The sequence below is a fragment of the Microbacterium sp. Ru50 genome (assembly GCF_002920555.1).
GTDB lineage: Bacteria > Actinomycetota > Actinomycetes > Actinomycetales > Microbacteriaceae > Microbacterium > Microbacterium arborescens.
Genome location: NZ_PQSV01000004.1, coordinates 1 through 19,109, shown reverse-complemented (window position 1 = coordinate 19,109; position 19,109 = coordinate 1). Strand labels below are relative to the sequence as shown.

Below are 19,109 nucleotides of genomic sequence, written 5' to 3'. Positions count from 1 at the left end.
GCGGATGCCTTGCATCGGGGCACGGGCTAGGGCGGTGAGCCTCGGGTGGGGTGCGGGGCGACCGGGGGTCAGGGGCGCGGCGGGGCTTGCCAGACGGCGGCGGCGGTCCGGCGCAGGGTCCGTCGGTCTCCGGCATCCATCTGCGATCGCGCGCGGCGCACGGCATCGGCGGCCGTGTCGGCGAAGAGTCGTCGATGCTCCGGCGCGGCGGCCGCGAGGGCGGCGAGGCACTTCTGCAGACGGATCTGCACCTCGAGCAGGGCGGCGCCGTCCCGCGCGATGGGGCGGAACGCGTCGGCGACCAGGTCGGCGAGCCGCGGCGGCGCCACCGAGACGTGTGCGAACTCGACCCGGTCGTCGGCTTCGATCTCGAGCGAGCGGGTGAACACGCGCTGCAGCGCGGCGATGACCTCGATCGCCGTACCCGGATCGTTCGTCGCGGGTGACAGCGCGCGGCTGCCGATCTCGGTCAGCGCGATGACGCCCAGCCGCGGATCCTGCTCGTAATCGCGGTGCGAGGCGAGGCGGAAGGCCCGGCGCGCCGCATCCTGCAGTTCGTCTTGTCGCGAGCCCCCGTGTCGTGACAGGTAAGCCAGCGGCCGCGTCCGGTCGGCGATGCTTCCCGGCGGCGTCGCGACGAGGATGCGGATGCCGCCCTCGCGGGCTGCGCGGTCGAGGGCGGCGATGTCGATGTGGGCGACGTAGCCGACCGACTCGGCCCACACCGGCACCGCGGTGACGGGCATGTCGACGAGCCGCTGCGCGCGGAGCGTCGGCGTCTGGGCATAGGCGACGAGCGAGGCCGTCGCGGCCTCTTCGACGCGGTCGATCACGTCGGCCATGCGGCCGAACCGCGCGAGGTGGGCGATCCACCGCAGCAGCGTGACGACGATGAAGGCGACGACCGCGAGGGTTCCGACGAACAGGATCGTCCGCCCCTGCTCCGTGTAGTAGCCCGTCGAGAGGGCGATGATCCCGACGAGCGAGAACACGAACGCCCCGACGAACGTCGACAGGGCGTTCTGCGATGTGGGGTCGGTGATCAACAGCTGCGTCGAGCGGGGCGTCGCCGTGGTCGTGGCAGACGAGTAGGCCGTGACCATGGCGGTGATCGAGAACGTCGTCGCCGTGAGCATCGCGGTGGCGAGGATCTGCAGGATCGAATCGACCGAGTTCTGGCCGAGATCGATGACGAGCTCGAACGGGATGATCGTGCCGATGACACCGGCTGCGAGGGCGACGATCACCGCGATCGCGGTGAACGCGGCGGCGCGGACCCAGACCTGTCGCGAGAGCCGGAACAGGCGCGAGAGTGCGGCCCCGCGTGCCGGGGACGCCACCTCAGGCCGCTTCGGCGGCGACCCGCATGCGCGAGAGGAAATCGACGAGCACGGCGGCGGATCCGGGCGGCATGTGGGCGATGACGTCCTCGACGCGATGCTGCACGTCCGATCCCGACTGGCGCAGGCGCTCGACCGGGCGATCGCCGAGCGTCACGAAGACCTTGCGTCTGTCGGACGGATGCGGCTGCCGCCGGAGATACCCGGAGCGCTCGAGGCGATCGAGCATGGCGGTCGTGCTCGCGGACGAGATCCCGAGCTCTTGGGTGATGTTCGACGGGGTTAGCGCGATGTCGCGGTCCTGTGCCTCGATGAGCTTCTCGAGCGCGATCAGGTCGTTCTCGCACACGAGCATCGAGTCGCGCAGGCGCAGTCGAATGGCGCCCTCCGCGGCCTCGTACGCCCACAGCGCGTCGAGGACTGCCGATGCCGACGATGTCTCACCCTGCACTGCCATGACGACTCCCCGTGTTGATCGACCTAGCGGCTCAGTCTGTCCGAGCCCCGGGTCGAAGGGGAGCCCTTCCCGTGGGAGCGCTCACCTGGTATGGGCGAAGGAAGGTCAGCCTCAGTGGACCGAGAAGCCGCCGTCCACGGCGATCGACTGGCCGGTCACATAGGCCGAGCCCGGGCCGGCGAGGAAGATCGCCGCGGCGGCGAAGTCGTCGGGCAGGCCGTTGCGGCCGACGAAGGTGCGGGCGGCCAGTGCGTCGACGACGTCGGGGTCGCTGGCGAGGCGCTGGTTGAGGCGTGTGAGGACGAAACCCGGGACCAGCACGTTCGAGGTCACCCCGGCTGCCGACCACGCCTCCGCCTGCGAGCGGGCGAGACCCTCGAGGGCGGCCTTCGATGCGCCGTAGGCGCCGCTCGACGCGAAGGCGCGGCTCGCCTGCTGCGAGCTGATGGAGATGATGCGGCCGTATTCGCGCTCGATCATCCCGGGGGCCAATCGCTGGCCGAGGATGAAGGGCGCGTCGAGGTTGACGGCCATCGTGGCGTCCCAGGCGGGTTCATCGAGCTCGAGGAGGGGAGGGCGGATGTTGATGCCCGCCGAGTTCACGAGGATGTCGATGTCGCCGGCCTGATCGGCGAGCTCGTGGCAGCCCGCGCGCGAGGACAGGTCTGCGACGATTCCCGACGCGCGCCGGCCCTCGGAGCGGATGCGCCCGACGGTCTCGTCGATCAGGTCGCGACCGCGGGCGGCGATGACGACCTCGGCTCCCGCGGCCGCCAGTGCCTCGGAGATTCCGCGGCCGATGCCGGAGCTCCCGCCGGTCACGAGGGCGCGTCGGCCGGAGAGTCCGAAGAGGCTGTGGAGGTCCATCGCCTCAGCGTAGACAGATTCGGTCGACGCTTCAGGCGAGCGATCGGGCCTGCGCGACGACGGCGTCTCGGCGGGCGTCCGCGGATGCCGAGCCCGTGATGAGCGTGACCAGGTGGGGGAGGCATCCGTCGGCCGTCGCGATCGCGATGATGCTCACCAGCAGCTGCGCCGCCTCGTCGCGGGAGCGGCCCGGCAAAGCGGCAGCAAGAGCGTCGACCATGGCGGCGCACCCCTCGGCACGGCTGGGCCCCGACACCGGCGCATCGAGCTCGAGACTCTCCCACGACAGCAGGCGTGCGAGCTGCGGGTGCGACGCGGCTCGGTCGTAAAGGTCGTGGGCGAGCCCGCCGAGCGCGTCGGCACCGGTGCCGCGGATCTCGATGCCGTCGAGGAGGCGGTCGACCTCGGCGGCGAGCACGGCGCCGAACAGTCCCGCCTTGTCGACGAAGTACGAGTAGATGCGCTCCTTGTTCACCCCGGCGGTCCGGGCGATCGCCTCGACGCGCGCGCCGGCGTATCCCCGCGCGGAGAAGTGCTCGGTCGCGGCTTCGAGCAGGCGGCGCCGCGTCGCCTCGGTGTCCCACGCCATGATCCGAGCCTAGCAACTCCAACCTTCTGGTTGGCGTGTTCGACGTCCTGTGCATACGGTGGTCTCCAACCAGACGTTTGGAGTTTCATGTCACAGCTGTCCGTTCTCGTCCTCGGGTCGCGCGGAGCGGTCGGCGCTGCCGCCGCCGACGCGCTGCGCGCCGGCGGCCATGCTGTCGTGGGTGCATCGCGCCGCCCTGGGCCGGGCGGTCTCGCCGTCGATGTCACGACGCCCGAGGGCCGCGAGGTGCTCGCCGCCGCCGCGCGCCGAGCGGATGCCGTGATCGATGCGAGCGGGCTCGAGATCACCGCGGTGCAGGAGGCGGTCGGTTCGACGCCTCTTGTCGACGTGTCGGCGACGGCATCCCACCTCGCTCGGCTCGCGGGCGGCGTCGCCGACGGCGGGGCGGTGCTGCTCGGGGCCGGGATCGCGCCGGGGGTGAGCACCGTTCTGGCGAGCGCGCTCGGTGCCGCCCCCGGCGACGATGTCGACGTCACGGTGATGCTCGGGGCTGGCGAGTCGCATGGTGCGGCAGCCGTCGACTGGACGGTCCGGCTCGCCGGCGCGCCGCTCTACGCCGCGCCGGAGGCTGAGCGGATCGTCAACCTGCGGTCGGCCCGGCGATTCCGGTCTGCGGCGGAGAATCGAAGATATCTCCGCGCGGACTTCCCCGACGATCTGCTGTGGGGCTCGCGGTCGGGCGTCGCCGTCCGGAGCTGGCTGGCGCTCGACAGCAGGGTGGCGACGGCTGCGCTGCGCACCGTCGGGGTCTTTCCGCTGCTGACGCCGTTGCTTCGCCGCGCGCCGCATCTCGGCACGAGTCGCTGGCGCGTCGGCGCCGTCCATCGGCAGAGCGGCCCCCGGTTCTCGGCCTCGGGAGAGGGTCAGCCGCTGGCGACGGGGCGGATGGCGGCCCTCGCGGCGACCCGCATGGTCGAGCGCGGTGTTCGCGGGGTCGTGACCATGGCGGACGTCGTCGGCGTCGACGACATCCGAGGCGTGGCGGGAATCGGCGTCGACCGCGGCGAAGGCTGAGCTGACGCGACCGGCGCGCCGAGTGTCGACGGCGCGCCCTGGCGAGTATCGAAGATGTGTTCTATCCTTGGTTGTCATGACCGACACGACGAGCGCCCATGACGTGACCCTCTGGCTCGTCGACGACATCCCCGCGCGGATGTTCTACGCGGGCCGGCGCTGGACCGTCAGCGACATCCCGACCCGTCTGCGCGACTCGGTCTGGTCTCTCGCCGCCGACGATGACCGGCGCCGCGGGCTCTACGGCTGGCGCTTCCAGGCGACGGATGCCGACGGCGAGGCGTTCGTGTTCGACGTGTACTGCGGCGCGGGCGGGTGGCACGTGCATCGGGCCTACGCGTGAGCTGCGGCAGCGGGCGGCGGCGTCCCGGTGCGAGACCGGTCAGATGTCGCCGAGTTGCGCGAGGAACTCGTCGGCCATCGCGACCTGGCGGGTCAGCTTCTCGCGACGCTCGGCCGCGCCGGCCCGGATCGCCTCGAGGCGCGCGCGCAGCTCCGCGTCGGCCGGGGTGGCGGTGAGGGCGTCGACGACGTCGAGCAGCTCCCGCATCTCGTCGAGGCTGTAGCCGAGGGGCTTCATGCGTCGGATGAGCAGGATGCGGGCGACGTCGGTCTCCGTGTAGAGGCGGAACCCGCCCTCGGTGCGCGCCGACGGGGTGACGAGGCCGATCTCGTCGTAGTGCCGGAGTGTGCGGAACGACATCTCGGTCCGCTCGGTCACCTCTCCGATGCGCATGGTGACCTCATCGCGATTCGACATCAAACCTCACGTTACGTTAGATTCTTGTCGGCGCCGTTCCGCGCCGACCCCCTTCATTCTTCCCGCGTCGGACAGCCGGCGCTGCGCGCGCTCGCGCGATCGCCCGCCCGCCCTGCCGGGCACCGACCGAAAGGCACCGCGTGACCGCCGTCACCCCCGCCCGCGACAGCGCGTCGCGCTACCGCATCGAACCCACCGTCGTGCAGGCCCTCCGCAGCCCTCGGCTGCTGACGCGCGAGGTGCTGGCGGGGCTCGTCGTCGCCCTCGCGCTCATCCCCGAGGCGATCGCGTTCTCGATCATCGCCGGCGTCGACCCCCGCGTCGGGCTGTTCTCGTCGTTCGTCATGGCGGTCGCGATCGCGTTCCTCGGCGGACGCCCGGCCATGATCAGCGCCGCCACCGGCGCGATCGCCCTCGTCATCGCGCCCGTCGCGCGCGAGCACGGCATCGACTACCTCGTCGCCACCGTCCTGCTCGGGGGTGTCATCCAGATCGTGCTGGCGGTGCTCGGCGTCGCGAAGCTCATGCGGTTCATCCCGCGGTCGGTGATGGTGGGCTTCGTCAACGCGCTCGCGATCCTCATCTTCCTCGCGCAGCTGCCGCAGCTCTTCGGTGCCGGCATCCCGTGGCTCGTCTGGCCGCTCGTGGTCGCGGGGCTCGTGATCCTCGTCGTGCTGCCCCGGCTGACGAAGGCGATCCCGGCCCCGCTCGTCACGATCGTGCTGCTCACCGCGGCCGTCGTGGCTTTCGGTTGGCAGGTGCCGACCGTCGGCGATCAGGGGGAGCTGCCCGCGAGCTTGCCCGAACTGTTCGTGCCCGACGTTCCGCTCACGCTCGAGACGCTCCGCATCATCGCGCCCTACGCCCTCGCGATGGCCGTCGTGGGTCTGCTCGAATCACTCATGACCGCGAAGCTCGTCGACGACATCACCGACACCCACTCGCGTAAGACCCGCGAGGCGCTCGGTCAGGGGGCCGCGAACATCCTGTCGGGTGCGTTCGGCGGGATGGGCGGCTGCGCCATGATCGGGCAGACGATGATCAACGTGAAGGCGTCGGGGGCGCGCACGCGCATCTCGACCTTCCTCGCGGGGGTGTTCCTGCTGATCCTCGTGCTCGCGCTCGGCGACGTCGTCGCGATCATGCCGATGGCGGCGCTCGTTGCGGTCATGATCATGGTCACGGTGGCCACGTTCGACTGGCACAGCATCCGGCCCGCGACCCTCCGGCGGATGCCGAAGAGCGAGACGGCCGTCATGCTCATCACCGTCATCGCGACGGTCTGGACCCACAACCTCGCGGTCGGCGTCATCCTCGGCGTGCTCGCCGCGATGGTGATGTTCGCCCGTCGCGTCGCGCATCTCGTCACCGTCACCCGCCGGCTCGACCCTGCCGGCGACGAGCCGGTGGCGCGCTACGAGGTCGACGGCGAGCTCTTCTTCGCCTCGAGCAACGACCTCACGACGCAGTTCGCGTACGCCGAGGACCCCGAGCGCGTCGTGATCGACATGAGTCGGTCGCACGTCTGGGATGCCTCGACCGTGGCCGCGCTCGACGCGGTCGTGAACAAGTACGACCGGCACGGCAAGACCGTCACGATCGAGGGGCTCGATGCCGCGGCATCCGCTCTGCACGGGCGCCTGACCGGCAACGTCGGTGGGCACTGAACGCGTGGGCTGCGTTGCGCGGTGTGTTCAGTACGCCGTGAACGAGACGAAGGATGCCGGCCCGAACCGCCCCGTGGCGGGATCGAGGTAACGCACCCCGAGCATGACGGGGCCGGGAGCGGGGACGGAGAAGCGCGCGGTCACCGCACCTTCGCCGTCGAGGCGCATGAGCTGGCTGCGCCAGGGCGCGGCATCGCCGACCCTGGCGCGTTGGACCCGGAGGTTCGGCTCTCCGGAGATCCTGAGCTCGAACCCATCGGCCGGGACCGCGGCGCCGGCGAGAGGCGAGGTCGGCACCGGCGGCGGCAGAACGGAGACGGGGGCCGATGCGCTGAGCGGGGAGGTCCGGCCGGCGCTGGTCTGCCGTGCGGACAGCTCATGGTCGCCCGCAGGCAGGTAGGCCGCGGCATCAGTCTGGTCGCGTCCGTTCGAGAGATCTGAGACCGACCATGCACCGGTTTCGTCCGAGGTCGTCCGGGCGCGGACCGTGCCGGTCTCGTCGACGATCTCGATGGCGGCTCCCGGTTCGGCTCCCCCGGAGATGAGCGGGTAGACGCTCGGCCCCGCACCGGTGTCGACCGTCATGGTCGGCGCGGGCAGGATCGGTGCGGGGGTCGGGCTGGGCGCTGGGGTCGGGCTTGCAGTCGGGGTCGGGCTCGCAGTCGGGGTCGGTGCGGGCGTCGGGGTCGGGCTTGCAGTCGGGGTCGGTGCGGGTGTCGGGGTCGAGCTTGCACCCGGGATCGGGCTGCTGGGCACCGTTGGGCTCGGGCTCGGGCTCGGGCTCGAGCTCGGGCTCGGGCTCGGGTTGGGCGCCGGGGTCGGTGCGGCTTCGGCCGGCGACAGGCGGGGGAGGATGCCTGCACGGGGAGCGGTCTCGGCATCATCGGTATCGGACCGGCCGTCGGTGAGCGGTCCGTCCCCGTCGTGGGGAGGCGCGTCGGATGGCGCGGTCGGCGGTGTAGAGGTCTCGGAGGCGGTGGGCGGGTCATTCGCGGCGTCCGTCGCGGGATTCGACGGATGCGGCAGCGCCTCGGTCGTGCTCGCGGGCAGCTCCGCCGGACCGAGGAGCGGCGCGGCGAAGGCGATCGCCGTCCCGGCCGCGGCGACGACCGCGAGGTGAAGCAGGGGATGGCGCCACCCCGAGCGCGCGGCGGAGCTGCCGGGGCGGAGGCGGCCCGGGGTGCTGACCGCGCCGGCTGCGCCGCTCGGGCCGAGCGCGAAGGTCGCGACCTGCGCTGCTCCCGACTGAGTCCAGGCGGCGTACGACGCGGTGGCGGGAATGCCGACGACGAGGGGCAGCAGCACGAGCGCCAGGCGGGACGACACGTCGCGCGCTTCGGCCCACGCCAGCGCGCAGCCGTCGCACTCCGCGAGGTGCTGTTCGACGCGCCGCGCGTCGCGCCGCGCGAGCGCGGATCGCGCGTGGGTGCCGAGCATCTCGAGAGTCCGGCGGCATTCCTCCGAGTCGGCCCGGCGCAGCTGAGCGGAGACCCAGGCGTCGCGGAAACCGCGCCGGGCGCGCACGACCAGGGCGGATGCCGCGTTGGGCGCGAGCCCGAGCAGCGGAGCGAACTGCCGCGGTTTCAGGCCATCGACCTCGCTGTACCAGAGCGCTTCCTGCCAGCGGGTCGGAAGCGTCGCGAAGGCCGACGCGACGGCGCTCGACTCGAAGCCCGCGATCACCGACCGTTCGGTGTCGGGCGACGCCTCGTCGGCCGCATCCTCGAGATCGGTCGCGAACGTGCGCTGCTGCTGCGCGCCCCACTCGTGCGCCACGTTGCGCACCGAGGTGAGCAGGTAGGGGCGGAACCCCATCGACGGGCCGCCACCGCGCCGGATCGCCGACAGGATGCGAGCGAACGCCTCCGCGACGACATCGTCGGGATCGAGCGATGAATATGCGCGGGCGACGGCGTGAGCGGCGGCCGAGTGGCGTACCCACAGCTCACCGTAGGCATGCTGATCGTGGTTCCGTGCTCGCTCGACGAGGGCGTCATCGGAGGCCGGCTCCGTGGGCATGGCCGTGTTCCATCCGTTCGAATGCCATCCGGACCCCGACCCGGATGAGAATTCACTCATCGTAGCGAGTCGAACTGAGAGGGCGAGGAGCCCGGTCGCGGGTTCAGGTGCGGTCTCAGCCGGGCGAGCGGGTCTGCCGACGAGCGTTCCGCGTCACCGATCGCCTCGAAATTGCGGAGGTGGCGGGTCAGCGCCGCAAACGTCTCGGGTGTGAACGCATCGCACGAGAGCACTGCCGCGACCGCTCCCTCGTCCCGCAGCTTGTCGACCACGAGGATGAGCTGCGCAGGACCGGTCTGATCGTCGATCGTGCGGGATGAGCAGACGAAGCCGACGTGACCGCGCTGCCACGTCCGGTCGCGCCAACCCTGCCATCCCCACACCACGCGCACGGCGGCGCCGCGGACCTCGATGCGCGACGGGCGGATCGCGCCCTCGGGGGCGGACTGCCGAGCCGCGCGCGTCCGCCGGCTCGCCCAGAACGGGGCGCGGAAGACGGCGTCGCCGGCCCGGTCGCGTCGGAGTGCTGCGCGGGGCTGCGCGCCGGAGCCGATGACAGCTGCGGGTGATGCCGGAAGAGCGTTGGTCGCTGCGTACATGCATCGAGAGAAGCCGGATGTCGCGAATCGTGACGCGGAACGGCGAAATCTCTTTGCGCGGGTGAGTTCGGCGCTGGTGAGTTCCGCGCTGGCGGGGGCTCGTCGGCTGGTTTCGCTTGCTCGTCGATTGCTCGTCGATTCCTCCCCGGAATGGGGCTGGTTCGTCGTATTGTAAGTAGAAGATGTGTTCGATCATGATGTCGGAGGGTGCTACCACAATAGGAACATGGCATCGAATAGCGCTGGGAGGCTCGGAGACGGCGCGGCCGCGGATGCGTCGCCGCACGCCGAGGCCCTCGCGGGATTCGCCGACGCGCTCGACCTGGTCCACGCCGGGGATGTCGCGCGGGTTCGGGCGTCGGCGGAGCTGGGCTGGTCGGCGTTGCGTGAGGCGCGCCGTGATGGGGTGCGGGGGATGGCGTCGGATATGGAGCTGCGGTCGGTCGCGGCTGAGGCGGCGGGGATGGCGCGGCTCACCGACCGGCGGTTGCAGGGTGAGATCGACCATGCGATGACCGTCATCGACGACTATCCCGCGGTGTTCGAGGCGTGGGTTTTACGGCGGATCGAACGCGGCCACGTCGACGTGGTCGTGCGGGTCGGCGCGGGGGTGCCGGACGAGGTGCGGTCAGAGTACGCGGAAGCCGCCATCGCGGTGTGCGAGCGGGATGTGCCCTCCCGGGTGCGCGGTGCGCTGGAGGCTCTGGCGGCCAGGTTGCACCCGCAGGCCTTCACCGAGCGGCATAAGACCGCGGCGGCGGAACGGTGCGTACGCGTGTTCCACGGGGCCGATGGGATGTCGAACCTCGTCGCCAGTCTGCCCACGGTGATCGCGGCGGGGATGCTCGACCGGCTCACGCAGATGGGACAGTCCGTGAAGGACGCCCGGGTGGAGAGCGCCGGAGCGGACGGGGGCGCGGATGCTGGCGCGGATGTTGCTGGCGCCGGCGGCGCGGATGGCCCTAACCCGGGCGATCCGGATGCCGCCGGGTCGGGCGAGCCCGCCGATACGCGGACCATGGATCAACTGCGGGCCGACATCCTCGGCGACCTCGTCCTCGGCGGAGCGCCGGTGGTCGACCCGACCTACGGCACCGACCGTGCCGGTGGACTCGGTGCCATCCGGGCACGCGTGCAAGTCGCCGTCACCGCCGAGACGCTGATGGGGCGCGATGACAACCCCGCCGAAGCTGTGGGCGCTGCGCTGATCGATGCCGACACGGCACGGCAGCTCGCCGGGCAGGTCAGCGAATGGGACCGGCTGTTTATCGATCCGGTCACCAGGACCCCGGTCGAGATCGACACGTACCGGCCTACCGCTTCAATGAAGAAGCTTCTGATGGCCCGGGACCAGCACTGCCGGTTCCCCGGATGCCGACGCGCCGCCATCCGGTGTGAGATCGACCACACCATCGATCACGCCCTCGGCGGGCACACCCACATCTTCAACCTCGCCCACCTCTGCCAACGACACCATTCGATGAAGCAATTCACGAAATGGGAAGTCCGGCAGCTCGGCGGCGGAGTCCTGGAATGGACCTCACCCCTCGGACGGGCCTACCGCGAAGACGTACCCATACCCGCGGTGTGCTTCACCAGCGACACCGCGAACCCGCCACCGGATGCGGGAACCGGCGGACTGCTCCCGGGTGAGCCGCCACCATTCTGAACCTGCATCCGGGGTGGACAGCCTTCCTCGGCGCGGGCAGTGCGTCCACTGATGCTCCGAATTCGCGTCACGATTCGCGTGACACGGCTTCTCTCTCGCGACGATGCGACAGTCGCGTCGCATCTCGAGCACTTCCGGAGGCCCATCGTGACGATCGAGCGCCGCGCCATCCTGCATCCGAGCCGCACCCATGAACTACGCGCGACGGCACATCGCGTCGTGAGCGGCAGCCTGCCCGGGGCCCGCTCGGGGTGGCCGACTCAGGTCGACCTGGCCCGGCTGCGCACACTCGACGTGGGCACGACGCCGCAGCTGTGGACCGAATCGAACATCCACCTGCTCGAGGGCATGCTCATCGCACACGTGCGGCTCGACGACCTCGATGGCGCGCTCGCCCTCATCGACGCCCACTTCACCGAGGGCCGTCTGCGCGGGCGCGCCGTGTTGGGGCTCGACTCGATGGCGTCGCTGTTCGCGGCCGTCGCCGAGGCCTACGCCTCGGCCGGGCGCCCGCGCGACGCGGGCCTATACGTCTCGCGCGCACTCACGTTCGCCGACAGCGACACCGTGCGCTACCGCGCCGCCGCCGTGCAGACTCTGGCCCTGGCGGTGAACGGCGAGTTCGCATCCGCGAAGTCCGCTCGAGAGGCCTGCGCCGAGCTGTCGCGGTCGAACCGCTGGAACGCCTCGGACACCGACCATGCCCTCGCCCTCGCCGACATCCTTCTGGCGGTCGGGGCCGTCGACGCGGCCCGGGTCGAGCGTGCCGCGGCAGTGCTTCGTTCGCTCGCGCCGCGAGATCCGTATGCGCGGCACGCCGCCGCCACCGCCGACGCCATCGCTCAGGTGATGCTCGGCGATGTGGTCTCGGGAGCCGCGGGCCTGCGGTCCGTGCTCGGTGGCGCCTGGTCGCACCTCAGCCACCGACTCGTGCGACAGCTCGCGCTCTCGGTCCTCGCCGAGGCGACGCTCGCCCAGGGCTCAGCCCGTCGTGCGCTCGCGCTGCTCGACACGCAGGTCCCGCCTGCCAGTCACGCGGTCTGCTTCAACGCTCAGCGCGCGGCCGCGTACCTCGCACTGGGCGACGATCGCGCGGCGCTCGAGGTGACCGACGGATGCCTCGAGCTCGGGACCGAGCACTGCCCGCGCACCCTCGCGATCGTCCTGGTGCGGCGTGCCGTCGCTCGCGACCGCCTCGGGCAGCGCGAGGTCGCCGACGACCTGTTCGACGAGGCGTGCGGCCTCGCCGTGCACGCCGGCGACCTGGTCGGCCCGTTCCTGACGGTCCCGCAGACGCAGCTGACGCCGCTGCGGGAACGGCTTCGCGCGCGCCACCCCGATCTCGCGGCACGGGTCGCCGAGGCGAGTGATCGGTTCCGGCTCCTCGAACCCCGCGCGTCGGCGCAGACGCTGCCCGCCCTGACGCCCCGCGAGCGGTCCGTCGCCTCCGCGCTCCGCGGCGGCAAGACCTATGCCGAGATCGCGGGCGAGTTCACCCTCTCGGTCAACACGATCAAGACGCAGCTGCGGTCGCTGTACGCGAAACTCGGTGCCTCGACCCGCGACGAGGCGGTGAGCATGCTCGAACGCCACGGCTTCTACCTCTGAGCGCGAGCCTCGCCGTGCCCGGACCGCTCGATGTCGGCTCCTTGCAGCGGCGGACGTCAAGCCGGCCCGCTCCTGCCCGGTCGCGCTTAAGCTCAAGCAGTGGGCAGATTCTTCTACGACAACGCGGCCAACTTCGTCGAGATCGACGATCGTGCGCTCGCACACCTCCGGCTGGTCCTGATGACCAAGCTGCGGCGCGGTGAACCGCTGATGTTCGAGACGACGTCGCCGCACGGCACGAGCCGTCGCGACTTCTGGCTGCACCCCACGATCTCGGTCCAGTTCCAGTTCGCCGGCAGCCGCCAGCCGCAGATCAACCCGAAGTGGATCGACGCACTGATGGAATCGGCCAACAGCGCCGACGGCCTGCGGATGGTGCCCGAGCCCCAGGCTTGATGACCGCAGGCTTACGCGGCACTTACGTTACAGTGCCAATCTCAGGCTCCGACGTGTCCTTCCCGCGGGTGATCGCCCGCTCATGGGAGCGTCGGGTCAGAGAGCAGTGGGGCGGTACATGCAAGACGCTGGGGAGGGTCGGAGCCTCGACCCCGATTGGTGGGCGACGGGGGTCGCCGGGGGGAACATCGCCGGCGGGCGGCTGCGCGGCGACAGTCGCACCGTCCGAGCGGGCGACGTCTTCGTCGCGCTCGGCCGCGACGAACGGGTCCGCGGCCACATCACGCAGGCGCTCGAGCGCGGCGCGGCTCTAGTCCTGACCGACGCGAGCGTCACGCACGTGGATGCGCGCGTGCGCGGCATCCCGCATCTGGCGACGGTCATCGGGCGGCTGGCCGACAGGTACACCGGGCACCCGTCGGCGAGCATGACCCTCGTCGGCGTCACCGGCACGAACGGCAAGACCTCGACGGTGCAACTCCTCGCCCAGAGCTGGGAGCTCCTCGGACAGCGCGCCGCGACCATCGGCACGCTCGGCGCCGGCCTGTTCGGCGCCCTCGCCAAGACCTCGCTCACGACGCCCTCGGTGGTCGACATGCACGAGCTCCTCGCCGACATCCGTCACGCCGGCGCCGACGCGGTCGCGATCGAGCTCAGCTCGCACGCCCTCACCCAGGGGCGCGTCGACGGCTGCCACTTCGACATCGCCGCGTTCACGAACCTCACCCGCGACCACCTCGACTACCACGAGTCGATGGAGGCGTACGGTCAGGCCAAACAGGGCGTCTTCCGGCTGCCCGGGGTCCGCGCGGCGGTGCGGAACCTCGACGATCCCTACGTCGCGGCAGTCGCGCTGCCGATCGGGATCGAGGACGTCGGCGTATCGACGGGCGGCGTGCCCACGGCGGCAGTCCGAGCCGACGACATCCGCGTGCGCCCCGACGGCGCCGACTTCGCCCTCACGATCGACGGCGCGCGCTTCGACATCGCCTCGCCGCTCATCGGCCGCTTCAACGTCGACAACCTCACGATGGTCGCGGGCATCCTCCGCGCGCAGGGCGTGGCGCCCGACGCGATCGCGGGAGCGGTGGGCGCGATCGGCCGGGTTCCCGGACGCATGCAGGTCGTATCGCCCGGCGCCGGGCCGCAGGTCATCGTCGACTACGCCCACACCCCCGACGCTCTGCGGCAGGCGCTCATCGCCCTCTCGGGCGGCCCGGGCCGGCTCACCGCGGTGTTCGGCTGCACCGGCGACCGCGACCGCGGCAAGCGGCCCGAGATGGCCGTCATCGCCGAGGAACTGGCGCATGCCATCGTCGTGACCGACGACGATGTCCATCACGAGGACGGCGACGCCATCGTCGCCGACATCCTCGCCGGGTTCCGCTCGGTCGAGAACGTCCGCGTCGTCCGCGACCGTGCCTCGGCCATCGCCGCGGCCGTCGCCGATGCGGGACCCCGCGACACGGTCCTCATCGCCGGCAAAGGCCATGAGTCGGTGCAGATCGTCGGGGACGACGCCGTCGCCTCCGACGACGTCTCGATCGCCGCGGGCGCGCTTCGCGCATGGCGCGAGACGCACGCGCTGCTCCCCGACGGACGGTAGTTCGATTCATCACCGTATCCAGCCGGAAACGGCGGGTTTTTTCATTCGGGATATGACAAAATTCCACGTGATGAGCGACGACATCCCTCGGGTCCCCGTGCGGACCAAGACCCTCCTGGAAGAGTGGGTCGCCGAGTTCCTCGAACAGGGGAAGACGCCCGGCGTCACGGTCAAGGTCGCCATCCAGGACGGCTCGGACGGTCTCGACACCGGACTCGTCATCGTCCATCTCACGAACGCGCCCGCCGACATCTACATGCAGCCGCGAGCCATCGACGATCCCGAGTGGGAAGCGACGCTCACGGCGCGCTCCGACGACCTCACCCTCACGCCGTACCAGATGGCGGGGCTCGCCGCCGAGGTCGCCTTCGCGGGCAACCTCTGCACCTTCCTGCAGTTCAAGTCGATCGAGTGGGACCGCATGACGGGCATGCGCTGAGCGCGCCACGACGGTTCCTCGAGACGCTTCCCCTAGACCATCGCGCCCTGCCTGGCAACGGCTGCGTTCCCCCGTGCTCGCGTGCCGACAATGGTCGCGATCGCGAGCTTCCACCGTGGATGCCTCGGTGGAAGGAGATCGTCATGGCCGCAACGAGCGGGCGCGGAGTCGCCGTCGTCACCGGAGGAAGCGCGGGCCTCGGGCGAGCCATCGTCCGCGAGCTCGCACGCCGCGGCTGGGACGTCGCCGTCCTGGCGCGCGGGCGTGACGGGCTGGACGGCGCCGTCGCCGACATCGAAGCGGCCGGGCGGCGGGCGCACGCGGTGCCGGTCGACGTGGCCGACGCGGATGCCGTCGACCGCGCCGCCGCCGACGTCGAGAGCGCCCTCGGTCCGATCGACCTGTGGGTCAACAACGTCATGTCGGGCGCGATCGCCACGTTCCTCGACACGTCGGCCGACGACTTCGACCGCGCGACGGCCGTGACCTACCTGGGCACCGTCAACGGCACGCGCGCGGCGCTCCGGCGGATGCGCGACCGCGACCGCGGCCACATCATCCAGATCGGATCGGCGCTCGCCCACCGCGGCATCCCGCTGCAGGCCGCCTACTGCGGGGCGAAGCACGCGATCCACGGGTTCACGGATTCCGTCGTCTCCGAGCTCACCCACGAGAAGAGCCGCGTCGCCGTCTCGATCGTCGACATGCCCGCCCTCAACACGACCCAGTTCGGGTGGGTGAAGTCGAACTTCTCACAGCATCCGCAGCCCGTCCCGCCCATCTTCCAGCCCGAGGTCGGAGCGCGAGCCGTCGCCGACGTCGCCGACCGGCCCCGCCGGCGCACGTGGGTGGGGGAGTCGACCGTCGGGCTCATCCTCGGCACCCGCGTCGCGGGCCGCTTCCTCGACTGGTACCTGGCGAAGAACGCGTGGGAAGGCCAGTTCGCGCCGGGCTCGGCGGCATCCGGGACGGCCCCGAACCTGTACGAGCCGGTGCCGGGCGACCACGGCGCCCACGGTGCGTTCGACGATCGCGCGCGCGGCGGGAGCGTGCAGACCTGGGCCATCCGCCACCGCGGCCCGCTGTACGCAGCGGCATCCGCCGCCGCATCCGCGGCGGTCGTGGGAGCCATCGCCGGCGCGAAGGCCGTGCTGCGGCGGTGACGAGCGCCGGCTCCATCGTTGACTAATCCGGTTAAGTCCGGTTCGCTGGCACGCGTCGGCACCTCGCCGGCGACAGCGAACTCAATGAGGAGCATCATGTCGAGGATCCCCCGTCCCGCCCGCCGTTCCGCCGCGCTCGCCGCCCTGGCGGCGGCCGCTCTGGCCGCAGCCGGGCTCGCGCCCGCGACCGCGGCCACGGCGGCATCGACCGACCCGCTGACCGTGGCGTACGTCGAGGTCAACAGCAACGAGCTGCGCACGGTCGGCGACTACGAGCTCGCCGACGGGTCGAACGCCTTCGATGTCGCGATCATCTTCGCGGCCAACATCAACTCCGACGGCAACGCGGCCACACTGCACCTGAACGATCAGGTGACCGCGACCCTCGAGAACGCCGACACGCAGATCCGGCCGCTGCAGGACAAGGGCATCAAGGTCACCCTGTCGCTGCTCGGCAATCACCAGGCCGCCGGCTTCGCCAACTTCCCGTCGCAGCCCGCGGCCGCCGCCTTCGCCGACCAGGTCGCCGCGGTGGTCGAGCAGTACGGTCTCGACGGCGTCGACATCGACGACGAGTGGGTGTCGTACGGCTCGAACGGCGTGCCGGCGCCGAACGCCGATTCCGCGCGCTGGCTCGTCGACGCGCTCGATGCGAAGCTCCCCGCGGGCAGCATCATCTCGCTCTACGACATCGGGGAGGCGGCCGCGAGCCTGAAGTCGGCTCCGGCATCCGTGCTCGACAAGCTCGACTACATCTGGAACCCCTACTACGGCCAGTACAACGTTCCCGCGTACCCCGGCGTCGGCAAGGACCGGCTCGGTCCCGCCGCGATCGATCTGACGCAGACATCGGCCGCCACAGCGGCGAACCTCGCCCGTCGCACCGTGCAAGAGGGCTACGGCGTCTATGTGACGTACAACCTGACCGCGGGCGACCGCAGCGCCTACGTGTCGTCGTTCACTCGCGAGCTCTCGGGACAGGAAGCGGTCTACGTCGGCTGATGCTTCCCGTCTCTCCGAAGAGCCCCCGGGTCCGCCGCGCCGTCCCCGCTTTCACGCCCGCCGACACCGCCGAGACCGACCCGCGTCGCTGCTTCCGCATCGACGTCGGGGTCGGGGCGGCTCAGACCGACCTGCCGGACGTGAGCGAGCTCCCCGAGCTCCGCGGGCGCCGCGTCGCGGCGGGGGAGCAGCTCGTCGTCGAGATGCTCCCGGTCGCAGTGGACGCCCGCGGCGGCGCAGCGGACGACCGCTATGCGGCGACCGCCGTGACCGTGGACCTCGTGTTCGACGACGGGGGCACGCTCTCGGGCGCCGGCGTGCGGGACCAGTACGGCGATGCGCTCGCCCCCGGGGCCCAGGCGCGCGCGAAACGCATGTGGGTCGATCAGTGGAACCGTCGGACGATCGACCTCGGAGCGGTCGCCGGGCGCCGGATCGCGGCCGTCCGCGTCGTGTTCGGCCCGAGCGCGCACCGGCGCACGGTCTTCGTCGCGCCGCCCACCGTCGAGCCCGCGCCGCCCCGTCCGGACCATCTGCTGGGATGGGCCGACACCCGCCGCGGCACCCGGGGGTCGGATCGCTTCTCGCGGGGGAACACCGCCCCCATCGTGACCCTGCCCCACGGCGGGGTGTTCGCCCTGCCGATGACCGACGCCGCGGCGGGGAACTGGCCCTACCGGTACCAGGTCGACCGGCCGGCGATCGAGGCCTTCGCGACGAGCCACATCCCGAGCCCCTGGATCGGCGACCGCGGGGTGTTCGAGATCATGCCGAGCCCGAGCGCGCGACCCCACCGCGACCGCCGGAGGCGGGCGCGCCGATTCGACCGTGCCGACGAGCTCGCCGCGCCGCATGAGTACCGGGTCGAGCTCGACGGCGTGTCGGCGCTGCTGACGGCGGCCCGCCACGCGGTGGGGATGCGGTTCCGCTCGCACACGGACGAGCTCTCAGTGGTCGTCGACCACCTCGGCGAGGCCGTCTCGGCCGCGTGGGCGGAGCGCGACGGGGCGCTGCACCTCGACGTCCACCTCCGCGACGGCGGCGACCGCCCCGACCATCACGTGCACGCCGTGCTGCCGGGCGTTCGTCGCCACGACCTCGCGCTCGCGCGCGGCACGCTCCGCGGTGCCATCGTCTTCGAGCGAGCCGATGCCGACATCGTCATCGGGATGTCGACGATCGACGCCGCGCAGGCGGCCGAGAACGCCCGAGCCGCCGGCGGCATCGACGACATGCGGGCGGCGGCCGAGGCCGCCTGGCGCGGGGCGCTCGATCGGGTCGAGATCGACGGGCTCGACGGCATCCCGGGCGACACCCTGCGCTCGATCGCCGGGTCGCTCGCCCGCGTCTTCAGCTACCCGAACGCTCACGACGAGCCGTCGCCCGAGGGCCCCCGCTACCGCAGCCCGATCGACGGCGTCGTGCGGCCGGGCGTGTATTCGTCGAACAACGGATTCTGGGACACCTATCGCACCGCCTGGCCGCTGATCGGTCTGCTCGCCCCGCGCACCGCCGCGGCCCTCGCCGACGGTTTCGTGCAGCATTTCCGAGATGCCGGGTGGGTCGCCCGGTGGAGCGCGCCGGGCCCGGTCGACTCGATGACGGGCGCGACCAGCGACACGGTCTTCGCGGGCCTCGATGCCCTCGACGTCGCGATCGACACGCGGGAGGCCTATCGCTCGGCGCTGCACCACGCCACGGTGCCCTCGACCGACCCGCGTGTCGGACGCAAGGGGCTGCGTCCCGCGATCTTCCGCGGCTTCACCGACACCGCCACCCATGAGGGCATGTCGTGGACGCTCGACAACGCGATCAACGACGCCGCCGCCGCGCGGCTCGCCCACGCGCTCCTGCGTCAGTCGAGGGATGCCGCCGAGCGCGATCGCCTCGCAG

At 71.5% G+C, this 19,109-nt stretch carries 18 protein-coding genes; 11 read left to right on the top strand and 7 right to left on the bottom strand.

The window, feature by feature from the left end:
• Positions 1-68 precede the first annotated feature (68 nt).
• From C3481_RS13455 to C3481_RS13440, 4 genes are all read right to left on the bottom strand, one after another.
• On the bottom strand, positions 69-1,340 hold the full coding sequence (locus C3481_RS13455; RefSeq protein WP_181021938.1) for a DUF2254 domain-containing protein: 1,272 nt from the start codon (positions 1,338-1,340) through the stop codon (positions 69-71).
• A gap of 1 nt (position 1,341) precedes the next feature.
• Positions 1,342-1,797: a MarR family winged helix-turn-helix transcriptional regulator gene (locus tag C3481_RS13450; RefSeq protein WP_023954245.1), complete on the bottom strand. Its 456-nt coding sequence runs from the start codon at positions 1,795-1,797 to the stop codon at positions 1,342-1,344.
• Between the two features lie 111 nt (positions 1,798-1,908).
• Positions 1,909-2,664, bottom strand: coding sequence for an SDR family NAD(P)-dependent oxidoreductase (locus tag C3481_RS13445; RefSeq protein ID WP_088380902.1), 756 nt, complete (start codon positions 2,662-2,664; stop codon positions 1,909-1,911).
• A gap of 31 nt (positions 2,665-2,695) precedes the next feature.
• Positions 2,696-3,253 (bottom strand): TetR/AcrR family transcriptional regulator, encoded by a 558-nt coding sequence (locus C3481_RS13440; protein ID WP_023954248.1) that lies wholly within the window; start codon positions 3,251-3,253, stop codon positions 2,696-2,698.
• A gap of 87 nt (positions 3,254-3,340) precedes the next feature.
• On the opposite strand from C3481_RS13440, the gene C3481_RS13435 reads away from it, so the two are divergent.
• Positions 3,341-4,288, top strand: coding sequence for a saccharopine dehydrogenase (locus C3481_RS13435; RefSeq protein WP_103842812.1), 948 nt, complete (start codon positions 3,341-3,343; stop codon positions 4,286-4,288).
• A 76-nt stretch (positions 4,289-4,364) separates the two neighbouring features.
• On the top strand, positions 4,365-4,631 hold the full coding sequence (locus C3481_RS13430; protein WP_023954252.1) for a hypothetical protein: 267 nt from the start codon (positions 4,365-4,367) through the stop codon (positions 4,629-4,631).
• A 39-nt stretch (positions 4,632-4,670) separates the two neighbouring features.
• Here C3481_RS13430 and C3481_RS13425 read toward each other — a convergent pair whose 3' ends face one another.
• Positions 4,671-5,048, bottom strand: coding sequence for a MerR family transcriptional regulator (locus tag C3481_RS13425; protein ID WP_036304788.1), 378 nt, complete (start codon positions 5,046-5,048; stop codon positions 4,671-4,673).
• Positions 5,049-5,188: 140 nt separating this feature from the next.
• On the opposite strand from C3481_RS13425, the gene C3481_RS13420 reads away from it, so the two are divergent.
• Positions 5,189-6,715 carry a SulP family inorganic anion transporter gene (locus tag C3481_RS13420; protein ID WP_103842810.1) on the top strand — a complete coding sequence of 509 codons (1,527 nt, stop codon included), beginning with the start codon at positions 5,189-5,191 and terminating at the stop codon, positions 6,713-6,715.
• Positions 6,716-6,742: 27 nt separating this feature from the next.
• Here the strand turns inward: C3481_RS13420 and C3481_RS13415 are convergent, their stop codons facing one another.
• Positions 6,743-8,734: a sigma-70 family RNA polymerase sigma factor gene (locus C3481_RS13415; RefSeq protein WP_181021937.1), complete on the bottom strand. Its 1,992-nt coding sequence runs from the start codon at positions 8,732-8,734 to the stop codon at positions 6,743-6,745.
• Positions 8,735-8,790: 56 nt separating this feature from the next.
• Positions 8,791-9,333: a hypothetical protein gene (locus tag C3481_RS13410; protein WP_071919108.1), complete on the bottom strand. Its 543-nt coding sequence runs from the start codon at positions 9,331-9,333 to the stop codon at positions 8,791-8,793.
• Positions 9,334-9,559: 226 nt separating this feature from the next.
• Between C3481_RS13410 and C3481_RS13405 the strand changes: the two genes are divergently transcribed.
• The 8 genes from C3481_RS13405 to C3481_RS13370 form a co-directional block, all read left to right on the top strand.
• On the top strand, positions 9,560-11,002 hold the full coding sequence (locus C3481_RS13405) for an HNH endonuclease signature motif containing protein (RefSeq protein ID WP_103842806.1): 1,443 nt from the start codon (positions 9,560-9,562) through the stop codon (positions 11,000-11,002).
• Between the two features lie 78 nt (positions 11,003-11,080).
• Positions 11,081-12,610, top strand: a complete 1,530-nt coding sequence (locus C3481_RS13400; protein WP_167366994.1) for a helix-turn-helix transcriptional regulator — start codon at positions 11,081-11,083, stop codon at positions 12,608-12,610.
• Between the two features lie 99 nt (positions 12,611-12,709).
• Complete coding sequence (locus tag C3481_RS13395; protein WP_023954266.1) at positions 12,710-13,006, top strand: hypothetical protein; 297 nt, start codon at positions 12,710-12,712, stop codon at positions 13,004-13,006.
• A 118-nt stretch (positions 13,007-13,124) separates the two neighbouring features.
• Positions 13,125-14,612, top strand: coding sequence for a UDP-N-acetylmuramoyl-L-alanyl-D-glutamate--2,6-diaminopimelate ligase (locus C3481_RS13390; RefSeq protein ID WP_181021936.1), 1,488 nt, complete (start codon positions 13,125-13,127; stop codon positions 14,610-14,612).
• Positions 14,613-14,682: 70 nt separating this feature from the next.
• Positions 14,683-15,051, top strand: a complete 369-nt coding sequence (locus tag C3481_RS13385) for a hypothetical protein (protein WP_036304791.1) — start codon at positions 14,683-14,685, stop codon at positions 15,049-15,051.
• A 143-nt stretch (positions 15,052-15,194) separates the two neighbouring features.
• Complete coding sequence (locus C3481_RS13380; protein ID WP_023954272.1) at positions 15,195-16,214, top strand: SDR family oxidoreductase; 1,020 nt, start codon at positions 15,195-15,197, stop codon at positions 16,212-16,214.
• A 96-nt stretch (positions 16,215-16,310) separates the two neighbouring features.
• Complete coding sequence (locus C3481_RS13375) at positions 16,311-17,216, top strand: endo-beta-N-acetylglucosaminidase H (protein WP_103842802.1); 906 nt, start codon at positions 16,311-16,313, stop codon at positions 17,214-17,216.
• The coding region (locus C3481_RS13370) for a glycoside hydrolase domain-containing protein (protein WP_146053657.1) at positions 17,216-19,109 on the top strand (1,894 nt) is incomplete at its 3' end. The genes C3481_RS13375 and C3481_RS13370, both read left to right, overlap by 1 nt.